The following is a 22,735-nucleotide window of genomic DNA, read 5'->3' on the forward strand; positions in this document are numbered from 1 at the left end:
TTAGCGCTCATAGTAATTATATTTATCATATGGCTACCTCTACATTATAGTAATACATATTATATATGCTAACAATACTGCATAAATAAAAACAATATTTTACTCATCAATATTTCTTTTGTCTTTATAATTAAAGAAAGATCAAAAATCTTCATCGTGCTAAAAAAACGATACTATAGCAATAATTGCTTCTAAAAAAAATCACGAAATATAAAATTATATAGCTTCAAACAAACTAAAAAATAGATTGTTTTATCTCTATTCATTTTTTTTATGGACAACATAAAATACTATAAATCTATTTTTTGATCAAAAAATCATGTGATAATTGAAAAAAAATAATAACTTTTTATAAAAATAAACTCGATTTTTATCAAAAATTATCTATTGATCAGTAATCTCATAAAGCCATTTTAACAGACGAGGATAAGTTTTAATTTAAAATGTTTAAATGTATAACAACAGCAAAATACTTTAATAAAGTGAAACTTTTAGAAAAAACTAAAATTTTTTTCATATTCTAAATATTTATTTAATGAATCAATATAAGTTCCTACTTTTGATGATAAACTATATAATAATTTTTAAGATAAATAAGATGTCTCTTCTTATTTATCGCTTTGGAAGATAAATTAGCGGATTTACGGATTTCCCTTTATAACGAATTTCAAAATGTAGTCTGATTGTATTACTTCCAGTACTACCCATAGTGGCGATTTTTTGTCCCACTAATACTAATTCTTCTTCTCGAACCAACATCTTTTCGTTGTGGGCATAAGCGCTTAAGTAATCATTTTTATGTTTAATAATAATAAGGTTACCATAACCTTGCAAAGCGTTTCCAGCATAAACGACTTTTCCGTTGGCACTTGCTAAAATCGCTTGTCCACGAGAACCGGAGATATCAATTCCTTTATTACCACCCGCTTCATCGACAAAATGATCGAGAATCTTTCCATTTGTTGGCCAACACCAACCAATAATGATCGTGTTTGGAGAAGGACTAATATCTGGTGTAATTTTTGTCGATTTAATTAACTTGGTAGAAGGAAGAATATCATTAAGAATATTTTTTTCTCTATGAAATATCTTTAAGATATTTTTTGCATTTTGTTTGCTTTTTTGTTCATTAGTGTAAAATGGTAAATCATTCTCACCTAATGGTTCCTTTCTAATTAAATCTACCGTTTTGTTAGTTATTTGAAGAACTTTACCTACATGTAGGATGTAAGGTTCTTGAATATTATTTTTTCTTGCTAAATCTTTATAGTTATTCCCTGTTATCCAGGCGATATAAAATAGAGTATCACCAGATTTTACTTCGTATCGCGTATCATGATAGCTTCCTTTTTGAAGGTTATTATAATTTCTATTATATAGACTATTTTCTTGCAAAACTCTGTTTATCTTATAATGCGAATATTTTTTAATTAAAGAACGGGATTGATCATGCTTACCTGTTTTTTTAAGACTGTAACTATGACCAATTTCGCTTATTGAAGCATGTAATTTATTATTGGTGCAACTGGCTAGAAATCCGCTGCCTATAATAAACAGTACAGCGTGATTATATTTCTGGTTAGTGTTAACCATAGCTCAATTCTCCCCCCCCCTAATATCATAAAAACTAGTAATCGTTTTAAATAAATAAAAGAATTATATCTTCATATCCTATATAATTAGATAACAACTAAATGTAATTTTTTATAACCTTTATATCCAACCTACACTTTATCTACTCATGACATCATCAAATACTGTTTTCTTTTATAAATATATATAACGTTAGGAATTAAATATTAAGCAAGGTCTTCTTTTGTTAATGGGAACAAATTTAAGATATTCGACAATATCGATAATATGCTTTCCACGTATATATTGCATTTGTATTACATGCTGTTGTTCTTATCTCACAGAAAAAAAACCATGCCTCCACCTTCATTTATTTACACCCATAGTGTTTTTCAGATTATTGACGACGCGTCTGTAACAATGATACCATCAAACCGTTTACCTAATTTCCAATTTTACCAACAATCAATGTGGTGAGTAGAAACATTATGTAAATCCAGCAACTTTAGTCATCTCTTTTCTTGCTATTGTAATTTTTAATTCGTTTTATTTAATAAACGTATAGAACAAGATGCGCTAAAATAGCAGTTTAATATACAAAATTAGTATCAATTGCTAATATTTGTTTTTTTAAATAAAATAATTGGCTTATATCTGATACGATACAAGGTTTAAAATTGTTTTCTAAAAAATCATTGACGGTGCCGTATAACGATAAGTTTTACATTCAAAAAAAAGCCTCATCAAATAATATATTCTCTAGATACCGATTCCATAACTTTTTAAGAAAAAACGAACATCTTGGATATCTTGTTGTCGAAGCTGAATAACTAATGTTTTATATATCTCTCTAATGTAAGAAAATCCTTCTATGTTGGAAGTATCTTGATAACTCGTATGTTATGTAAGGGCAGTCCTTTTCCCACAGTTTTATTCCTTAAAATATAGAAATAATTAAAATAAATTATCTTGTCAATAACACAAATGACATTCATTAAAATAACTGTTTTGAAGCTCTATACTGTAAGTCATTTTAGTCGATCTGGACGATGTTTAAAATCGCTAGAATAAGTAGATACCTATATGTAAAAGTTATAGATATCCTATTTTAAATTTGAATTTAATGATATTTACATATAATATCAACTAATGTAGCGAATGCTTTATTTATTAAATTTCTTGCTAATAATTTTTGTAATTAAAATTATACATATAATCCTTTTCGGATTATAATTTGAAATATCTCCTGTATTAAAAAATCTGTTTTAATATAAAAATAAAACCTTACTAAACTAAAACTCTTAAAAATAAGAAAAATTTTTACCACTAATACAATAAATAAAACTTTAGTATTCTAAAGTATTTCTTTATAAATAAAAACTTTATTATTGATAGATTGGTAAAAATTAGTATTGTGCAATAATTATAAAGCTAAAAGGTTTCATATAGATCTTGCCAGATGCTGTTAAAAAAAACGTTATTATATTAACGTTTTATGATACTTATCAAATTAAATACTTTAATGTTATGCTTAAATAGATTTAGATGCTTGTATGAATTTTTTATTAAAAATACTAAATCAGTGACTAGGTGACTAGTTTATCTGAGGTATTTTTTTTGTTTTCCTTTATTATGTAAAATATCTTTTTTTTTACATCTTTTTAAAGTTAATAAGCACTTATATCAATTTATTTTTTTCTCTCCAGAATGTTCTGTTTATTTAGCAAAAAATCAGATATAGAATCTTCTTATAAAAGGATATTTTTTATTTTCACATATAAATTCTTTTTTTTTGAAGACGTATTAAAGTAAAAATTTAAGAAAACACGATTTTTAAAACAAATGAAGATGAATAAAATCCCTAATTATTTTATTAAAACCTTGAAAAAGAAGTATGTCTAAAGACTAAAATACTTAAATGTCGGTTTATTACTTAACTTACAAAACATCAACAATAATTATATAACTGTTGAATAACATAATTAATTGTTGATAACAATTTGTAAACATTTAATAATCTAATCTCTTTACTTTTATTTAATTTTTAAACATTTTATTAGATATATCAGTTATAAAAAACAAGAATATTATGTAGACAATATTACCTATTAATATAACTTGTATAACAAAAATATTTATATTTAAAATATTAATTTCAGATAAATTAACATAAGTCCAAATTCCTCTATTAATTAGTTAAACAGAAACAAATAGAAGAAACAATAGATATTTTAAATATCTCTATGTTAAAAATCACTATAAAAATATGTGTATATTACTATAAATTAATAGAAATTTTTTCTAACCATCAGTATTAAAAATAGATTATTTCTAAAGTTAGACTTAAAAATCATAAAATAACAAAAAAATCTTAGGATATAGAATAAATGAAAATTATGATATTAGTTGGTATAAAAAATCAGATATTTTTTTAAAAACACAATCTGATCAGAGAGATTATGTGTGCTTTATTTTTAATATATCTAATATTTATTGTTGCAATTTATGTTTTTATATAGATACTTTAGTTCAATTTCACCTTCATGATAAAGGACACAAACTACCTAATTAAGTTTATGGATACATCGAAAGAGTAGATCTATATATGTATCCCATATCAAAAACAAAATGAGACAATTATTGAAAAATACAACATGGATAAATATTTAATATCACCAAACTAAGAGAATGTTCTATATTCACCAATTCTATTAAGGTTTTATATCGTATGTTTGATTTTCCATATAAAAAAGAAAATTAAATTGACTTTAAAATTACTTATAATGATAAAAATTGATGAATATAGAAAAAAATCAATATATAGGAAGTATTGTTGTTTTTTTATCTAAATCAACAATTTATTATAATGCTACTATTAAAAAAGAAGAAATATCAGATTTTTATATATTATTTTGATTTCTTAAATCTATTAATGAATATTTTAATAGCTACCGAAGATTGGTCATATTTACAATATATAGACGATATCAATCCGTTATCAATAATATATATTTTTCTGACGCAGATTATCACTAAATATGCATAAATATGCAGTAAAAAAAGAGGAAAAACGCCAACATTACAGCGTGTAAAAATCTACTCTTTAATAATCTTATACTATTTCGATCAACCAGTCGATGAGCTTCGTCTTGATCAACAAGAAATATTCGCAAGAATGATAAAAAATACGTCGTTGTATAATTTTGGTATAGAACCATAACAACAAAATATAATGTTTGAAATAATGAAAAAAAATAAGAACTTTTTTTAATTAGAGTCATATATAAAATGTTAATTTTATATCCTCTAGGGATAGGATATTCGTATAAGTATTTTAAATATATCACCATATTTTATTCAAAGGGTACGTGAAGTGGTCGTTTTTTTTATTTAATTACCACTTATAGTCAACTTTTTTATACTTATTTTTTTTGATAGAAATAAAAAAGTCTATTATTATAAATATTCTTACTACAGAATTAATAATTATTTGATTAACATTTATTTTATTTAATAAAACAATAGACGTTTTATCTGTCTTTATATCCATTTTTTTAAAAACAAATAAAATAAACTATACTAACTAATTATTTATATAGTTGTCGTTAAAATCAAAGTCAATAAGGCAGATTTTTTAAAATCTTTAATTTTTATATACAATATTATATACTACTAAATATAATACTATTATAATGATTCTTATTCCTAAAAATTTAATTATATAAAGATATTAAAGCAAGAAAGTAATCTTTTATAGGTAAGTGACAAATAAAACAATAAGTATTTTCTTCTAAAGCATTTATTTTAAGACTCTATACGAATCTGTATATAAATCATTATTTATGCAGTAAGTATCTTTATATCTTAAGACATTAAGCCAATTATATTTATTTTTTAGTTTTAATCTTTTTATTCGTTCGACAAGAACGAAAAAAATTACTGATTTTATCAGAACAGAGTTGTTCTAATACATTTCCTGTTTTTTTGATTGAAAAATTTATACCTGGATAATCAAATAAAGCTATCAGTGATCCTGCGGCGCCAGTTTTTTTGTCATGTGTACCAAAAACTAAACGACTGATACGGGCATGGATCATGGCGCTAGCACACATTATACAAGGTTCTAAAGTTACAAATAAAGTTGCTTTTAGTAAACGATAATTCTTTATTTTTTGCCCTGCGTGACGCAGTGCTATGATCTCAGCATGGCCTGTAGGATCATGTGTTTTAATAGAAGAATTTGAACCTTCACCAATAATTTCTTCATCAAGTACTACGACTGCTCCTACTGGAACTTCACCTTTTTCTTCAGCTTGACTAGCTAAATTTAAGGCATGATGCATCCATATTTCATCACTATTGTTTTGGATCATGAATGCTCCCTGTTAATACAACTGAACTAGATTATACCAGTATAACTAGATTTTTCTAACAAAAGTTAGATTTTTATAAGAATAAATTTCGAGTCTATATTGATATTTTATAAGCAAGTTTTTATAAAAAGATAATTTTATACGCTTTTGTTAAAAATAAACATACGTTTTAAACGATTAAGTATATTAATAAGGTTTGTGTAACGAAATATTATGACATATTTTACTATAAGTAGTAGTCATTTTACTCTTTATTATAGCATTCATTTTACTATAAACGCGTCCTATATCCATATGAATGCTGATTATATAGGATATTTTTATTACATATTAAAGATGCACTTATATTTTTTACGCGTTTTAAAGGAATATCCACATTTTACGTCATATAAACTGTTGATATATTGATTTAACTGGTTTTTGCATATAAGTATAAAAAATTAAATAAAAACGTTTATAAAATTAAATATTTTGGATAAACAAAACAACATGCAATCAAAACAGATAGTTAAAAACCGTTTATAAAACATATAATGACTTCATAAATAATTTGAAAAATTATTGATAATGAACATTTGTAATTTAAGTAATTAGTGTTATAAAAATATTATTTTATGTGAAATATTATTTTTTTTGACGAAGGTCATTTAATAAAAAAACCTTAAAAACATATATTTATATTAAAATTAACACTTAAGATGATATGGAAGAAGATAATCTACGCTTTTGTTTTTTTCTTACCTGCCATTTGTTGTCAATATAAAAAGCGCTCCAACCAGTTGTTTTTCCATTTTGTTCCGATGTAATATATTGTTGTTTAGTTTTACGATTAAAATGTACTGATGTATTATTCCCTTCATCATCTACAATAGGGGCATCCGCCAGATACCTTAATCTTTCCGGAAGACAATCTCGAAAACGTGCTAGTTCAGCTACAAGTGGTGCTCTGGTCTCTCTAGATTTTGGAAATGTATTTGCAGCTAGAAAAATTCCACTTGCACCATTACGTAAAACAAAGTAAGCATCTGATTTCTTACACTGTAACTTTGGGAGTGGGATAGGGTCCTCCTTAGGAGGAGCTATATCACCATTTGAGAGGACTTTACGAGTATTTTTGCATTCATTATTAGTGCAAGCCATGAATTTTCCAAATCGACCCAATTTTAATTGCATATCAGAACGGCACTTGTCACATTCCACTACCGATCCATCATATCTTCTAGTTCCAAAATTACCTTCTACGACATCGTAGCTATCACATAATGGATTATTGCCACATACATAAATTTTACTATACCTATCAACAAGGTAGGTATCCATTGCAGTGTTGCATTTACTACAACGACGTTGAAGAAATAAATCCTTAGTTTCTTTATCTTCGCTTCTTTGTATGTTAAAGGGTTCCAATTCCGAAATTAAATTAATAGTATTTTTACAACGCAATTTTGATGCAAGAAGATAACCAGAACAACCAAGAAACACTCCTGTAGTAGCAGTACGAATACCCATGTTTCGGTAACATACCTTACACTTAATACTCGTTATTAGCATTGGGTTTAGTTGCATTCCTCCCTCTTCTGGAGCTTTTTCGGCCTTTTTTAAGTGCTGACTGAACTTATGAAAAAAAGTATCTAAAACTTGTTTCCATTCTTGTTGATTAGAGGCTACTTTATCAAGACTATTTTCCATATTTGCAGTGAAGTTATAATTCATTATCTCATCAAAGTGCTCTTCCAAGCGATCAGTGACGATTTCTCCGATTTTTTCTGCATAAAACCGACGGTTCTTTATATGAACATATCCGCGATCTTGTATTGTAGATATTATGGAAGCATAAGTAGACGGTCGCCCAATGCTACGTTGTTCAAGTTCTTTTACTAACGAGGCTTCACTATAACGTGGAGGTGGTTTAGTAAAATGTTGACTTGGAACTAACTCAACCAACGTAAGTATTTGACCAGATTCGATTACTGGTAGTGGTAACACCTCTGATTTTTTTTGTGTTTCCAGCATAATCTTCGTCCATCCATCAAAAATTAAAGTTCGATTACGCACACGCAGTTGAAATTTGCCTGCAGCAACAGTAAGAATGGCAGAATTATATTCTGCAGGCATCATTTGACAGGCAACAAATTGTTGCCATATTAATTGATAAAGTTTTTTTGCATCCGATTCCATATCTTTTAAGTGTTCAGATAAAATATTAATATTGGAAGGACGGATCGCTTCATGTGCTTCTTGAGCTTTGTTTTTAATATCACACCTATTGGGTTGCGTTGGTAAATAGCGACTTCCAAAAAATGCAAAAATATAATCACGCACCATTTTTAAGGCATCTTGACTTAGGTTGGTTGAATCAGTACGCATATAGGTGATATATCCAGACTCATATAAGCGTTGTGCTAACACCATGGTTCTTTTTACCCCATAACATAAATGTGTGTTAGCTGCTTGTTGTAGCGTAGATGTGGTAAAGGGACATACTGGCTTGCTGGTGGTTATTTTATTATTACTATCTATTACAACATAGTTTGCATTTTTCAAGTTGTCTAAAGCAAATTGTATTTGTTTGTTATTAACTGGTTTAAAAGGTTTATTTCCATAATGGGTTACCTGCATTGTTAATAACGTTGCTTCCGGCGTTTTTAACCTACCATGTAATTCCCAGTATTCTGTTGGCATAAAGATCTTTATTTCTCGCTCACGTTTTACCACCAGTCGAACTGCAACAGATTGCACTCTTCCAGCCGACAACCCCCGAGCAATTTTTTTCCAAAGAAGAGGTGATACCATATACCCTACAATACGATCCATAAAACGTCGTGCTTGTTGCGCATTTACCCGATTAATATTGAGTTCAACGGGTTTTTTAAAAGCTTTAGTAATTGCATTTTGAGTTATTTCGTTAAATACAACGCGACTAAAACGTTTATCAGAACCGCCGATAACTGTACGCAAATGCCACGCTATAGCTTCGCCTTCTCTGTCAAGGTCAGTAGCAAGGTAAATATGATCCACAGTTTTTGCTAAAGCTTTTAGTTCGGTTACTACTCTTTCTTTTCCTGGCAAAATTTCATAGTGAGCTTTCCAATCATTATAAGGATCAATACCCATCCGGTTAACTAATGCATATTTTGCATCCAATTTGATCTTTTTATTTTTTCTGCCTACGCTATTTTTTGTATTTTCTAGACTATTTGTCGGTAAATCACGAATGTGACCCATGCTTGGCTTAACTATGTAGTCTTTACCTAAAAATTTATTAATTGTTTTAGCTTTAGCGGGCGATTCAACAATAACTAGAGCTATACCCATTTTAGCTTTACCTAATTGATTTTTTAAAATAAGAAACTTTGCTCTCAAAACCCTAATATCTAAAATTAATCACATTAATTCATACTAGAGAATGAAATAAAAAGAATTTTTAAATTGCTTAATATAAAATTTGTCTAATGTGTTTTATATTAGTTTAAGAATTGCTGGTGTATTGCATAATAAATAACTAATCAACAACTTGTAACGTTTGTTGGTTATAAAATTTTTAATAATAAAGTAAAATTTAAGATATTGTAAAATAGGAAGTGTAAAATAAAAAAGTTGGTAACTTTGATGTCGAAAGAGCTAATTAATTAAAATATACTATCTTTAATATATTTTTAACCTAACTAATAAATTGATTATAACTAATTAAATAATTTTATATATTTCTGATTAATGTTGCACTCTTTAATTGACAAACAATAAATACCCTTTTCTCATTTTTTAATTATATTATACCGATTATAAGCATCATTTGCTCCAAAAAATTTAGATCTATATTATTAGGTTTTTTGTTAAAATCTATATTTTTTTTATTTAGAATTACAAAGTTTAAGATCATTGTTTTAATACATATAGAACAATTCTAATCATTTGTTATACTGTTTTCCACGCTTTACAACAATACAATACGTTTTGTGTTATAACATTAATTTGTTAAAATAGTCATTTACTTTAAACTAGATCAGAAAACTGTAATGTTGTATATAACAGATTATAGTTTACAATGCTATTTCAGTTGAAACTGATGTGCTTCTAGATAAAATAATCCTAGTAATTTTCAATAAAAAATAATCTAGAGGTAAAAAGTAGCTTTATAATAAAAAATAAAAAATATAAGATTGTAGTGAAATCAAAGTTCGTGATATCAAATTAAAAAAAAGTGTTGATGATTATAAAGCTGACAACACCTATCTTCAGACGGTAATGCGTTAATTTAATTATTTAAGTATTATTTCCTTATGTAAAAAAATAATTGATTTTATTAACTTAACATATTGCATGCTACATTAATTAAAAGGTATATTTTTGAATGAAAAAAAACTTATTATGCTAAGCTTTTAGCGTGAAGATTTAAACATTCAAAGAAAATGTAGTCTTAATGAAGATGTAATTATTAAACATTCACGTGATATCTTAAAACTTATTTTAAAACTCAAACGACACCTATATTTAAATTCATATCTATATGATTTATAAATAAAATACCAATAAACGTAAGAAAAAATGTTTAATATATAAAGATTGTCAGCAATATCGATTTAGCCTCAATATTCTATATTTTTCACTAACTATACTACATCGTTCATCAACGAATAGTTCGTTAACATAAACTAATTGTTTATTCAAAAGTAGTTCACAAATATGTAAGTTACTTAAAGCAAGTAAAGAGACTAAGAGTAATATTTTATTGTTAATACAATTATTTTATATTTAACTTTATCGAGATGTATATAGTTTATATTAAAGTATAATTTATCATATTTATTCTATTAAAGAAGATCGGTTAATTTAAATTATTAAAATATGTATATTTTTTTGAATTTATTATCTTTGTATAACATGTATAGCTGATAGAATTATAAAATAATCATCTTATATGGTAATTTATGAGTATTTATTATATTTCCTGCCCTAACTTTAATCCAGTAATCTTTTCTCTGGGTAGTTTTTCCCTACATTGGTATGGTGCAATGTATGTGGGAGGTTTTATATGTTCTATGTATTTAGCAATGCGACACACACGTTATCCTAAAAGTCAATGGACTAAAAAAGAAATTGAAAGTCTTTTTTATGCTTCTTTTTTCGGAGCTTTTCTCGGTGGGCGCATTGGTTATGCTATCTTTTATAACGTACATTTTTTTCTTATAAATCCCATTGAACTATTTAAAGTTTGGAACGGTGGTATGTCTTTTCATGGTGGAATGATTGGAGTGATATTAGTCGTATTATGGTTTTCTTGCCATACTGATCGCTTATTTTTTCAAATAGCCGATTTTATTTCACCAATAGTTCCAGTAAGTTTAGGGTTAGGCCGTTTAGGAAATTTTATTAATGGAGAGCTGATTGGGAGAGTCACAAAAAATGCTCCCTTAGCTATGCTTTTTCCTAATGCTAAACAAGAAGATATGGCATTTCTTTTAACTAATCCTGAATGGTGTCTATTTTTTTCACATTATGGTGCTATACCTCGTCATCCATCTCAAATTTACGAAATTCTACTTGAAGGAGTGCTTTTATTCATTATTCTTAATTTTTTTATCCGTAAACCGCGACCGCTCGGGAGCGTATCTGGCATTTTTCTAATTTTTTATGGTGTTTTCCGTTCTTTAATCGAATTTTTTCGTGAACCTGATAGTCAATTAGGACTATTTGTTGAATTCATAAGTATGGGGCAAATCCTATCGTTACCAATGATTATTATTGGTCTAATAATAATAATTTGGTCTTACAGTTCCATTCCGATTTCAAATAAAAATACTTACTAGATCGTCTATTTTACTAAGCTTGATTAATTTATAAACATCCAACTTTCTGTTGAAGAAAATTGAATTCCATTATTTTTATAAACAATTTCGCTATAGTTATTTCAATTATGCACTCCAGCGCGGGGATACAATAAAAAATTTTCAACTATCTATAAAAATCGTCGATTTTTAACTTTATTACAGATTAATTTAATAACGAAATTAATTAATAGTATATAAAGTCTTTAATTTTTAAAACAACTTTAAAAAGTAAAGTATCTAGCTCTAAATTACTCTATGGCTGAAATAATCATGATATAGAATAATATTGTTAAAAAAAACATCACATAGTATATCACATTATGTTTTAATTAAAGTTATTTAGATTGGTTGCTATGTTATAAAAAATTTGTCTAGTCAGATATCTCTACATAATAAAAATATTTTTTTTAATTCCTTTATTATTTCTATTTAGGATAGTTTCAACTCTTCTATTTTTATATACCAAAAATAAATGTCCGATTTGTTTATATTCGCACTGAATTGCTAAAATATTAATCTGTACAAAAATATAAGGGAGGAACAACATCATCTATAAAGTTGCAGTTATTCTTCGAAAAAAAATAAGTAATCTTCGAAGCGTCATTGCAAAGTGAGCAACCTACAATTTTATAAAAAAGGAGGTGTCTAATGAGTGTTGCTATTATAATTAGCACTCACGGAGCGGCAGCTAAACCATTACTGCAAACCGCCGAAATGATTTTAGGACAACAAAACAACGTCAGCTGGATTGACTTTTTCTCAGGTGAAAACACTGAAACATTAATCGAAAAATATATTGCTTGTCTAGCCAATCTCAATACAAAAGCAGGTGTATTATTTTTAGTTGATACGTGGGGGGGGAGCCCATTTAATGCGGCTAGTCAAATTGTTATTCATAAAGATAATCATGAAGTCATTACCGGAGTTAACATCCCTATGTTAATTGAAACCTTCATGGCTCGCGATGACAATCTTCCGTTTCAAAAATTAGTTGAAATTGCTTTGGAAAATGGTCGCACAGGTGTAAAGAGATTAAAATCTCTCAACGTAACACAAACTACTTCTTCTACTATTCAACCGATCAAAAAAACTAATCACTCAACTCAAAAGCTAGATAATCATATGATTATCAGCTTAGCTAGAATTGATGATCGATTAATCCATGGTCAAGTTGTTACTCGGTGGACAAAAGAAACTAAAATCAAGCGCATTATTGTAGTTAGCGATGATGTAGCAGCAGACAAGATCCGCAAAACCCTGCTTATGCAGGTTGCACCTCCGGGTATTACCGCTCATGTAGTTGATGTAGAAAAAGCAATTCGTGTTTATAATAATCCGAAATATGCCAACGAACGCGTGATGTTATTATTTACTAATCCCAACGATGTTGTTCGCCTTGTAGAAGGCGGAGTTATACTTACTTCAGTTAATGTTGGTGGTATGGCTTTTCGAAAAGGAAAAACTCAAGTAAACAATGCAGTTTCAGTAGACGAACAAGATGTTTCTGCTTTTAAAAAGCTTAATAAGTTTGGGATTGAACTAGAAGTACGTAAAGTATCTAGTGATGCCCGCATAAATATGATGGATTTAATTAAAAACTAGAAAATCAATTTTTAATCAGAATTTTTCCTTAAATATCTACAAACAGATACATTGCTCTATTTACGCAAGGTAATTAGGAGAAGCAAATTGGAGATTACCGCACTTCAAATCGTACTGATATTCGTTATCGCCTGTATTGCTGGAATGGGGTCAATACTCGATGAATTTCAGTTTCACCGCCCACTAGTAGCTTGTAGTTTAATTGGCTTAGTGCTTGGAGATATTAAAACCGGTATTATTATTGGCGGGACTTTAGAAATGATCGCGCTAGGATGGATGAATATCGGTGCTGCTGTAGCACCTGATGCAGCTTTAGCTTCTATTATCTCCACTATTTTAGTGATAGCTGGAAATCAAAGTATTGGTGCCGGTATTGCTCTAGCTATTCCGCTAGCTGCTGCCGGACAAGTTCTAACTATTGTTGTACGTACCATTACAGTTGCTTTTCAGCATGCAGCTGACAGTGCAGCTGAACGTGGAAACCTCACAACACTAACTTGGATCCATCTTTCTGCTCTACTACTACAAGCTATGCGTATCGCTATTCCAGCAATAATTGTAGGCATTTCAGTAAGAACTGATACCGTAAGTACCATACTTCATTCTATCCCTGAAGTTGTTACAAATGGTTTAAACATTGCTGGTGGAATGATTGTTGTCGTTGGTTATGCTATGGTGATCAACATGATGCGTGCAGGGTATTTAATGCCTTTCTTTTATCTCGGTTTTGTCATTGCTGCTTTCGCCAATTTTAATTTGGTAGCATTAGGGGTAATAGGCGTGGTTATGGCTATGCTGTATATCCAACTTAATCCACGTTATAATCGAATACAAGGACAAGTTACACCACAGGGCAATGATGACCTCGACAATGAACTAGATGAATAGGTGATATAAATGGTTGATACTATTATAGCTATAGAGCAGAAAAAACTAACACCAAGTGATATACGTAGCGTATTTATCCGATCTAATCTTGCTCAGGGATCTTGGAATTTTGAACGTATGCAGGCGCTTGGTTTTTGTTTTTCTATGATACCAGTTATTCGTCGCTTGTATCCAGAAAACAATGAACATCGCAAACAGGCGATTAAACGACATCTAGAATTTTTTAATACACACCCCTATGTAGGTGCACCAATACTAGGAGTGACAATGGCTATGGAAGAACAACGGGCTAATGGCGCACCAATTGATGATGCTGCAATTAACGGTATCAAAGTGGGACTAATGGGACCATTAGCGGGCGTTGGCGACCCTATCTTTTGGGGGACAGTAAGACCAGTATTTGCCGCACTAGGTTCTGGAATTGCGATGACAGGTAGTCTTATTGGTCCATTGTTGTTCTTTATATTATTTAATACAATACGATTAGCAACACGTTATTACGGTGTAGCTTATGGCTATCGTAAAGGTATTAATATCGTTAATGATATGGATGGCGGATTTCTACAAAAACTAACAGAAGGAGCGTCAATTTTAGGATTATTTATTATGGGGGCATTAGTTAATAAATGGACACATGTTAATATCCCCTTTGTCATCTCTAGTATTACTAATTCTGAAGGAAAAACTACAGTAACCACGGTACAAACAATTTTAGATCAACTCATGCCCGGTTTAGTGCCTTTATTATTAACTTTTGGATGCATGTGGCTACTTCATCGTAAGGTTAATGCGTTATGGATCATCATGGGTTTTTTTATTATCGGTATCCTCGGTTATTGGTCTAAATTACTTTCCATATAAGTCTAGTATTAAAAACGGGGATCAAAATTCCCCGTTCTAATCAATAAAAATATATATATTATTTTAATAGATTTGTTATAGCTGTATAAAAAAATTATATTAATGATAATTTATATTAATATCCCTGATAGATAACATAAATTTTATTAATATAAGCAATAAACCGTCTTGTTACAAAACTGATTTTACTTATTAATATTTTTTTATTTTTCATAAAGAAAATAACGTGTTTTCTGTTGTTATTTATCAAATATAATGTAAACTTCTTTTTTATAAGTAATATCAAAACAATGGTTTTGTATCTGATTTAATCAAATTAAATAAATTAAAATTATTTAATATTATAAATAATTGTTCTCTAAAACATCTCTGTTTTTTAAAAAGATATAATTATATATATTTTCTTAATTAATTATTTAAATAAAAATTTTATTTTATTACATAAAAAGTATTTATTCTTACTGAAATTTAATGCTAATTTAAGATTGAAATATCTTTATTTAAATAAAATAAATAATCAACAAAAATATAATATAGCTATGTATTTTAATACGTTAAATTTTCTTATAACGAAGAAATCTAAAAAGATATATTGATAAAATCAATATAAATGTTAATTAAAAAAAATCTTTTATATAACAAATAAAATTAGACATGTAATATTTTTTAAGTTAAGGAATAAATTAACTATATAAGTATTTAATTTTATTATATAAGAGAAAACGTATATTTCTAATTGTAAGTATATTAGATTTTTGTAAGAACTACATTTTTATTGCTTTATTCTTATAAAAAATTAACAATAGATTTCAGTTGATTACAAAGAATAACATAAATAACTCTCAAGTAATTTTAACAGTTGTAAATTTCAAGAAGTTCTCTTTTCTTATTATAATTCACTTTTTATACGTTTAATTTAAGGGAAAAATATTAAATTTTTTATTTTTCTGCTTACATAAATAAAAAATTTAAAGATTAATGATCTGTATAATAGATAAAGAAAGTAATTCTCTAAGAAAAAAAGTAAGCGATTTTTAATAGAAACCATCTTTTTTAGATCCTAAACCATTAAGTTTTCATGCCTCGCACCTAAATTCAGTGCTAATAAATTAAACATATAAATAAAATTAATAAAATCAATAAATACGTTACTATCTGTAGTTCTCGCCGTAAAAACAATACTTTCAATTTTAGAAACAACACTTTAACGTTATACTGAAAACAACAAAATAAATCCAATAACCAAGATTAACGTAACAATGAAAACCAAGATGATGATAAGACCAAATTTCGATACGAATCCAGCATAAGAAAGAATGGTTACTAATACCACCTCCCCCTATTCAGAAAATAAACGTATATCTCTATATAACATTCTTTTTTTTTCCTAAAGTTAGATTAATAGTACGTTCTCCAACTACTTGAAGTGGTGCACGTAAAGGTCTAGTCTTCAATAATAGAGCGAATTATCGAGTTTTATTAGGATCTGAATCCCCATGATACGCAATTTTTATAATTAAAATTAAATAATAGTAATATACTTCCCCATTTCTCAACACAAAAGAGTTTCTTGTATCTTTTTTTTTCAGTGTTTAGTAATCAACAAACAAGGCAAGAATTAACTTCCCTGTGTTCTTTTTTTTATAAAATTAGATATGATAATACCACCCATTTTATTAAAAAATATATTTATTTCCGGATAGTTATATTTATTCACGCTATAAGAACACACAGCAGTATAATCAACTGTCAGGATAACTGGTTTTATACAATAACTAGCTAATAACTGTCTATGGTATTTTTTATTTATTAATCCTTTAGACTAAGCAGATTAACGGAATGACTTTCCTCTGCTATAGCATTAATTTCACGGAATTTTAATATTACATTTTCGAAAAAAATTCTTCAGCACAACCGACATCATAGATGTCGGGTAATTTAACTACAATACGATCAACACCTTATGTTGTATTGTATAAAGATTCGGGTAAACCTAGTTAGTAATTCAGTTACGTAAAACACTTATAATTTATTGCAGTGAGTATTCAGAAACTTATCGTATTTTATTATAAAAAATCCTCATATAAAGTGTCTTTATTCTGATTTTTTATTTTTCAAAATTAAGATGAACACCTTTCAATAAAGGTGCTTTATCTCGGTCTATAGAATTAATAAAACAGAAGTTTTTAGAATAATTTTCACATGTCTAACCTAAGCATTACAAATAAGCAAATCGTATAAATCTAGGAAAAAGATATTTGTCATCTGTGCTTTTAATTTATTAAAAGCAATATCCCAATCTTTCTGCATCAAAAAAACATATAAGCTCCACGTGAATCTACCCTGTATAGGGTATGGGATATACCCCCAGCATAGTTAACTAATGAAAACTCTCTTGATGAGAGATCATCATCAATAAAATAATCACTATAAAGCAAACTTATAAGTATTTTATATACATGAAACTATAAATCTAAGTTGCAAAAAAGTAATAAAAAATTCCTTTTTCCAGACAAGAAACTTGTAAAAAACATACTAATTTCATTGGTATATTCATAATAATTAACAATTGCTGATTATCTAGCTTTAATAGCTTGAATGCTTAGTAGTTTAAATAAAAAAAATCTTTACTACATACAGTTAAAACGTGTAAACCATTCCGGTAGTAATTACCACAATTACAATAATCTACTTTTATGTAAGATCATAATAGTTCAACATTATAATTTTCCTTATTAAATCAACGATTAAAGAGATTTAATAGTCCCTTTTGGTAAAACAGCAACTATAAAATCACGCTTAATAATAACTTCATTGATGTCGTTAAGCGCGATAAAAATATAATCATTATCAGTAACCTTAATTACATGGCCGACTAAACCACCAGTTGTTAGTACTTCATCTCCTCTAGTAATTGAATTCATTAATTTCTTATGTAAATTAGCTTGTTTTTTCTGTGGCCGAAGAACCATAAAATAAAAAATTAAGCAAAAAACCACTAACATCACTACTAAAGAATAAGGGCTAGATTGATGCGAAAGAGCGGTTGATTTAGTGATATCAGAAACAAAAAAATTCATTTAAATCCTCTTATTGTTAAAATCGACAACTATAGACGGAACTGAAAGTTCCCTCTCTGATTGTAGAAATTATCTATATAATCTTCTAATTTACCCTCAAAAATAGCTTGACGTAAACATCTCATTAAAGTCTGATAATAACGTAAATTATGGATAGTATTTAGTCGAGCACCTAACATTTCTTTACAATGGTCTAAATGATGCAAATATGAACGAGTATAATTACAGCAAGTATAACAATCACATGCTTCATCAAGTGGAGAAAGATCGTTTTTGTATCGAGTATTTCGGATTTTTATTATCCCATTGCTTACAAATAGATGACCATTACGCGCGTTGCGAGTTGGTATAACGCAATCAAACATATCTATACCTCTACGCACTCCCTCCACTAAATCCTCTGGTTTGCCTACCCCCATTAAATATCGCGGTTTATCAGGCGGAATTTGTGGACAAAAACGTTCTAATATTCGATACATATACTCTTTTGGTTCTCCTACTGCTAATCCACCAAAAGCATAACCATCAAATCCGATCTCCACTAATTTTGTTATTGATATGTCTCGTAAATCTTCGTAGACGCTTCCTTGAATAATTCCAAATAGAGAATTTTGATTACCCAGCTCATCAAAGCGCTCACGGCTTCGCCTCGCCCAACGAATCGACATTTCCATTGATTTTTTAGCGTCATTCCAATTAGATGGATACGGTAGACATTCATCAAAAACCATTACAATATCAGAACCTAAATCATTTTGGAGTTCTATTGATTTTTCCGGATTTAAAAAAATTACATCACCGTTAATAGGATTACGAAAATACACCCCTATTTCGGTAATATGTCGCATATTTCTTAAACTAAATACTTGATATCCACCAGAATCCGTTAGTATTGGATTAGACCATTGCATAAAATTATGCAAATCACCATGTGACTTGATTATGACTGGTCCTGGACGCAACCAGAGATGAAAAGTATTACTTAATAAGATTTGAGTCCCAGTTGCTTGTAATTCTTCCGGTGTAATTCCTTTCACACTTCCGTATGTACCGACTGGCATAAAAGCTGGAGTTTCTACTATACCTCTATTAAAAATTAAACGCCCACGCCTAGCCTGGTTATCTTTTTTTAATACTTGATATTTCATACATTTTCCAATGCTTAAGAAATATATCTGATTATTAATGGAAATCTAGAAACTTGCTAAGCAGATTACAAATAATACTAATTATATATTTATATTAAGCTTTATCAATAATTATTTTTTTTACTGAATTAGCTTTTATAAAAAAATAATTAACTATTTACAAAAATAAAATAATATTCATGAGGTCCTTGTAAAGGATTTCTCTATTTTGAATTAAAGCTTTTTAAGTATATAGTTAAATAATTACTTATATAGTCTAGTTGTCCGAATTTAACATCTATGATCTATTTAGAATATGAAATGATTAAGTATCTTTCTTGTGCGCTAAATACTGATAATAACTATATTTTCTCTTATTAAACGTTATTTCTTTCTTAATATTATAAATATTAACTACCTAATTACCTTAAAATATATTTATATTGTCATGAGAAAATATAAAAAATTTCACTCATAATTGTTGTCTAATATTTTTATTACTTTAGAAAAACATATAGTTATTAACTGTAGCAGTTTTATAACATAACTTATATTCCTAGTCGATCAACCATGATTGGTTATGTGACAATAAGATGTTTTTATGTAAAAAGGTAAGAGTGAGTGGATGTTTTGTAATAATGCAATATCTCTTACTTTCTATGTTTACTCGCAAATATCTAACCTTAATTAAAAGTAATAATTTAAAGATAATTTACCAATATAATTGGTAGTATATGTGATAATAAAATTGTACATAATCATGTGTTGTTTTTTAAAAACCTAACATGAAAAGTTCAGGTTACTAGAAAATCTCTATTTATTAATAATTATGCTGTTAGATAACAGTTATTTAAAAAAACATAGAACTTAAATAATTTTTGAAAAAAAAGTTTAACATTGACGATAGATGAGCCTCTTTAGATAAGAAGCGTTAAAAGGTGCCTGTATTTTAAAAAAATACTTCTTTAAAATAATTATTTTATATATATATATATAAAACATAAAAACTATAATAGCTTATAAAAAATGTAATTTACATACAATTATTAGTAATATTTTTAATATAAAAAAAAGAAGTCTTATTTGTTTTCATTGAGTGTTAAATAAATGAATTCTTGTTATATTCACCTAATACATATTTAAAACATCTAAATTACTCTTTGTTTCTTCTAAAAGAAGAGCGCTGTTACTATAAGATCTTAAATTTCTTTAATTAAGGTGTAGATCTTAGTGATCAGTGGTATATAAAACTATAGCTCATCAGTGAAGAGTGAATAAATAAGACAACATTATCTTAATGTAAATAAAGAGGATATTATATATTTTAAAAGATATATTCTCCATTTATAACCTAATTAATTAAGATAATTTATAGCAACTTATTTTAATAAAATCACCGGTAGAACAGATCTACTTATTTTAATAAACTTGTATTTATTACAAAATTTGCGGATTGTTATATCATGATATATAAGTCCTTAAGATTTTCTTAACAAAGTAATATTTAAATAAATAAAACCTCTTATTTTAAAAAAGGTAAAACGCAAGATTGCAATAAAACACATGAAAAAACAAACATATCATAAAATGTCAAATTGCTGATAATGTCCGAACAATTGATATATAATTTTCATTATACAACTAAGCTAATATAGTTATACTGTGATTGAGAATATTTATAAAATGAAATTGCTAACCATATATGAAAATAATGGAAAATCATTAATTAAGCTTTAATTTTATAATCACTGCTTAATATAATCATATAAAAATGCACCTATCCTGAGAAGATAATAAGATTGAATTTATTTAAATCCAATTGATAATTACAATATATCTATTAACACTAGACGTATGGTTCATAACTATTCAATTCTTTACTGGTAAAACATAAGATCTTATGGAATAAAGCTATCACTTTATCTCAAAAAAGATTGAGCGGATATCTTGGGCTGTAGTATCCTAGGTTTAAAATAATTTACCACCAACTTAAAAATCTATTTTAAACAACAAACTAAATTAAAATACTTTTATGGATCATTTATTTACGTAAATGCACTCTTTTCACTACATGATTTGTGCTTTTTTCAAGAATAAGGCTTGCACGATTACGGGTGGGCAAAATATTTTCCTGAAGATTTCGGCTATTAACGTCCTTCCATAATTGACTGGCAATGCTAATCACTTCCTCTATGGTGAGTTTCGAATAATGATAAAAATGAGACTTAGAATCAGAAAATGCACCTCTGCATAACTTTAAAAAACGATTAATATACCAGCTTTTAATGAGATTTTCATGGGCATCAACATAAATAGAAAAATCGATAAAATCAGAAATGAATTCGCAATGTGATTTATAAAAACGATTCCTACTACTTTGCAACACATTTAACCCTTCTAGTATTAAGATATCTGGTTGAAGAATGATTTTTTGTTTATTTGGTACGATATCGTAAATTAAATGTGAATAGACCGGAACTGTTATCCGTCGCACCAAACCTGCTTTTAGTGTAGAAATAAAATTTAGTAAGCTAACTATATCATAAGATTGTGGAAATCCTTTTTTTTGCATAAGATCTCGTTGCTTAAGTACTTTATTCGGATATAAAAAACCATCTGTTGTCACTAATTCTACCCTACGATTTCCAGACCATCCGCTTAATAGTGCTTGTAAAACACGAGCTATTACACTTTTTCCTACTGCTACACTACCGGTAATACCGATTATATAAGGAATACGTTTACAGTGAGTGCCAAAAAATTGATCTAAAACTGCCTGGTGGCGCAGACTAGAATTAATATACAAATTAAGTAAGCGAGATAACGGAAGATAGATTTTCATTACTTCTTGAAAAGAGAGATCTTCATTTGTTCCATTAAGCTTAACGATTTCTTCCTCGGTTATCATAAGAGGTAAAGAATTATGTAATTCAGCCCACTGTTTTCGGCTAAACTTTAAATATAGTTCAGAGAAAGATTGCATTTTTTTAATCATAATGCGAAATTAGCATCTAAAATCGTCTATCCTTAGGAGTAAGAAGCTCACTTGGAGAGAAACAGTGAGTTATATACACCGCATACGTGTATTCAGAGTTAAATTTATTATAAACAAGATTCGCTATAAAAATTAAACTCTGAAATAGCTATAAAACGTTCTAAATTAATATTTTCAGAACATGAGTTCATGTAGAACATAATTCTTCTATAAATTTAAATATTTAGTAATATTTAAATAAAAAAAATAGTTAACTGTCTATTTTTTAATAAAATGCGTTGTATTTAATGTCTAATTATAATTTTTAACATCTAACATTTTTAGATGAAAAGTTACAATAATAAATATATTTATTTAAAATACAAATTTTAATCGGGATGAATCGTTAATAAACTTAACAATCATATTT

12 protein-coding genes are annotated in these 22,735 nt (G+C 27.9%); 5 read left to right on the forward strand and 7 right to left on the reverse strand.

Annotated elements, in window-relative coordinates; genetic code table 11:
• Window positions 1-612: 612 nt before the first annotated feature.
• A complete protein-coding gene (gene nlpD / locus A35E_RS02435; protein WP_014889099.1) occupies window positions 613-1,593 on the reverse strand; it encodes a murein hydrolase activator NlpD in 981 nt (326 codons plus the stop codon).
• A gap of 333 nt (window positions 1,594-1,926) precedes the next feature.
• Between nlpD and A35E_RS03290 the strand changes: the two genes are divergently transcribed.
• Window positions 1,927-2,049: a hypothetical protein gene (locus A35E_RS03290; RefSeq protein WP_268257766.1), complete on the forward strand. Its 123-nt coding sequence runs from the start codon at window positions 1,927-1,929 to the stop codon at window positions 2,047-2,049.
• Between the two features lie 3,410 nt (window positions 2,050-5,459).
• On the opposite strand, the gene tadA is transcribed toward A35E_RS03290, so the two are convergent.
• Together tadA and topA are read right to left on the reverse strand one after the other, a co-directional pair.
• Window positions 5,460-5,945 (reverse strand): tRNA adenosine(34) deaminase TadA, encoded by a 486-nt coding sequence (tadA, locus tag A35E_RS02440; RefSeq protein ID WP_014889100.1) that lies wholly within the window; start codon window positions 5,943-5,945, stop codon window positions 5,460-5,462.
• Between the two features lie 693 nt (window positions 5,946-6,638).
• A complete protein-coding gene (gene topA / locus A35E_RS02445; protein ID WP_014889101.1) occupies window positions 6,639-9,260 on the reverse strand; it encodes a type I DNA topoisomerase in 2,622 nt (873 codons plus the stop codon).
• A gap of 1,613 nt (window positions 9,261-10,873) precedes the next feature.
• Here topA and lgt point away from each other — a divergent pair.
• The 4 genes from lgt to A35E_RS02465 all read left to right on the forward strand — a co-directional run bounded on the left by lgt (window position 10,874) and on the right by A35E_RS02465 (window position 15,124).
• Window positions 10,874-11,752: a prolipoprotein diacylglyceryl transferase gene (lgt, locus tag A35E_RS02450; protein ID WP_014889102.1), complete on the forward strand. Its 879-nt coding sequence runs from the start codon at window positions 10,874-10,876 to the stop codon at window positions 11,750-11,752.
• 669 nt (window positions 11,753-12,421) lie between these two features.
• On the forward strand, window positions 12,422-13,375 hold the full coding sequence (manX, locus tag A35E_RS02455) for a PTS mannose transporter subunit IIAB (protein ID WP_014889103.1): 954 nt from the start codon (window positions 12,422-12,424) through the stop codon (window positions 13,373-13,375).
• Window positions 13,376-13,462: 87 nt separating this feature from the next.
• Window positions 13,463-14,263 (forward strand): PTS mannose/fructose/sorbose transporter subunit IIC, encoded by an 801-nt coding sequence (locus A35E_RS02460; RefSeq protein ID WP_014889104.1) that lies wholly within the window; start codon window positions 13,463-13,465, stop codon window positions 14,261-14,263.
• 9 nt (window positions 14,264-14,272) lie between these two features.
• On the forward strand, window positions 14,273-15,124 hold the full coding sequence (locus A35E_RS02465) for a PTS mannose transporter subunit IID (protein ID WP_014889105.1): 852 nt from the start codon (window positions 14,273-14,275) through the stop codon (window positions 15,122-15,124).
• A 1,210-nt stretch (window positions 15,125-16,334) separates the two neighbouring features.
• Here the strand turns inward: A35E_RS02465 and A35E_RS03295 are convergent.
• The 4 genes from A35E_RS03295 to coaA form a co-directional block, all read right to left on the reverse strand.
• The gene (locus A35E_RS03295; protein ID WP_268257767.1) at window positions 16,335-16,457 is read right to left on the reverse strand and encodes a hypothetical protein; all 123 of its coding nucleotides are present in this window, start codon (window positions 16,455-16,457) and stop codon (window positions 16,335-16,337) included.
• A 1,414-nt stretch (window positions 16,458-17,871) separates the two neighbouring features.
• Entirely contained in the window at window positions 17,872-18,204 is a 333-nt protein-coding gene (yajC, locus tag A35E_RS02470) for a preprotein translocase subunit YajC (RefSeq protein WP_014889106.1), read from the reverse strand.
• A gap of 29 nt (window positions 18,205-18,233) precedes the next feature.
• Complete coding sequence (gene tgt, locus A35E_RS02475) at window positions 18,234-19,352, reverse strand: tRNA guanosine(34) transglycosylase Tgt (RefSeq protein WP_014889107.1); 1,119 nt, start codon at window positions 19,350-19,352, stop codon at window positions 18,234-18,236.
• A 2,020-nt stretch (window positions 19,353-21,372) separates the two neighbouring features.
• Window positions 21,373-22,326: a type I pantothenate kinase gene (gene coaA, locus A35E_RS02480; protein ID WP_014889108.1), complete on the reverse strand. Its 954-nt coding sequence runs from the start codon at window positions 22,324-22,326 to the stop codon at window positions 21,373-21,375.
• Window positions 22,327-22,735 lie beyond the last annotated feature (409 nt).

Origin of the sequence: secondary endosymbiont of Heteropsylla cubana (assembly GCF_000287355.1) — a bacterium.
Classification (GTDB): Bacteria; Pseudomonadota; Gammaproteobacteria; order Enterobacterales; family Enterobacteriaceae.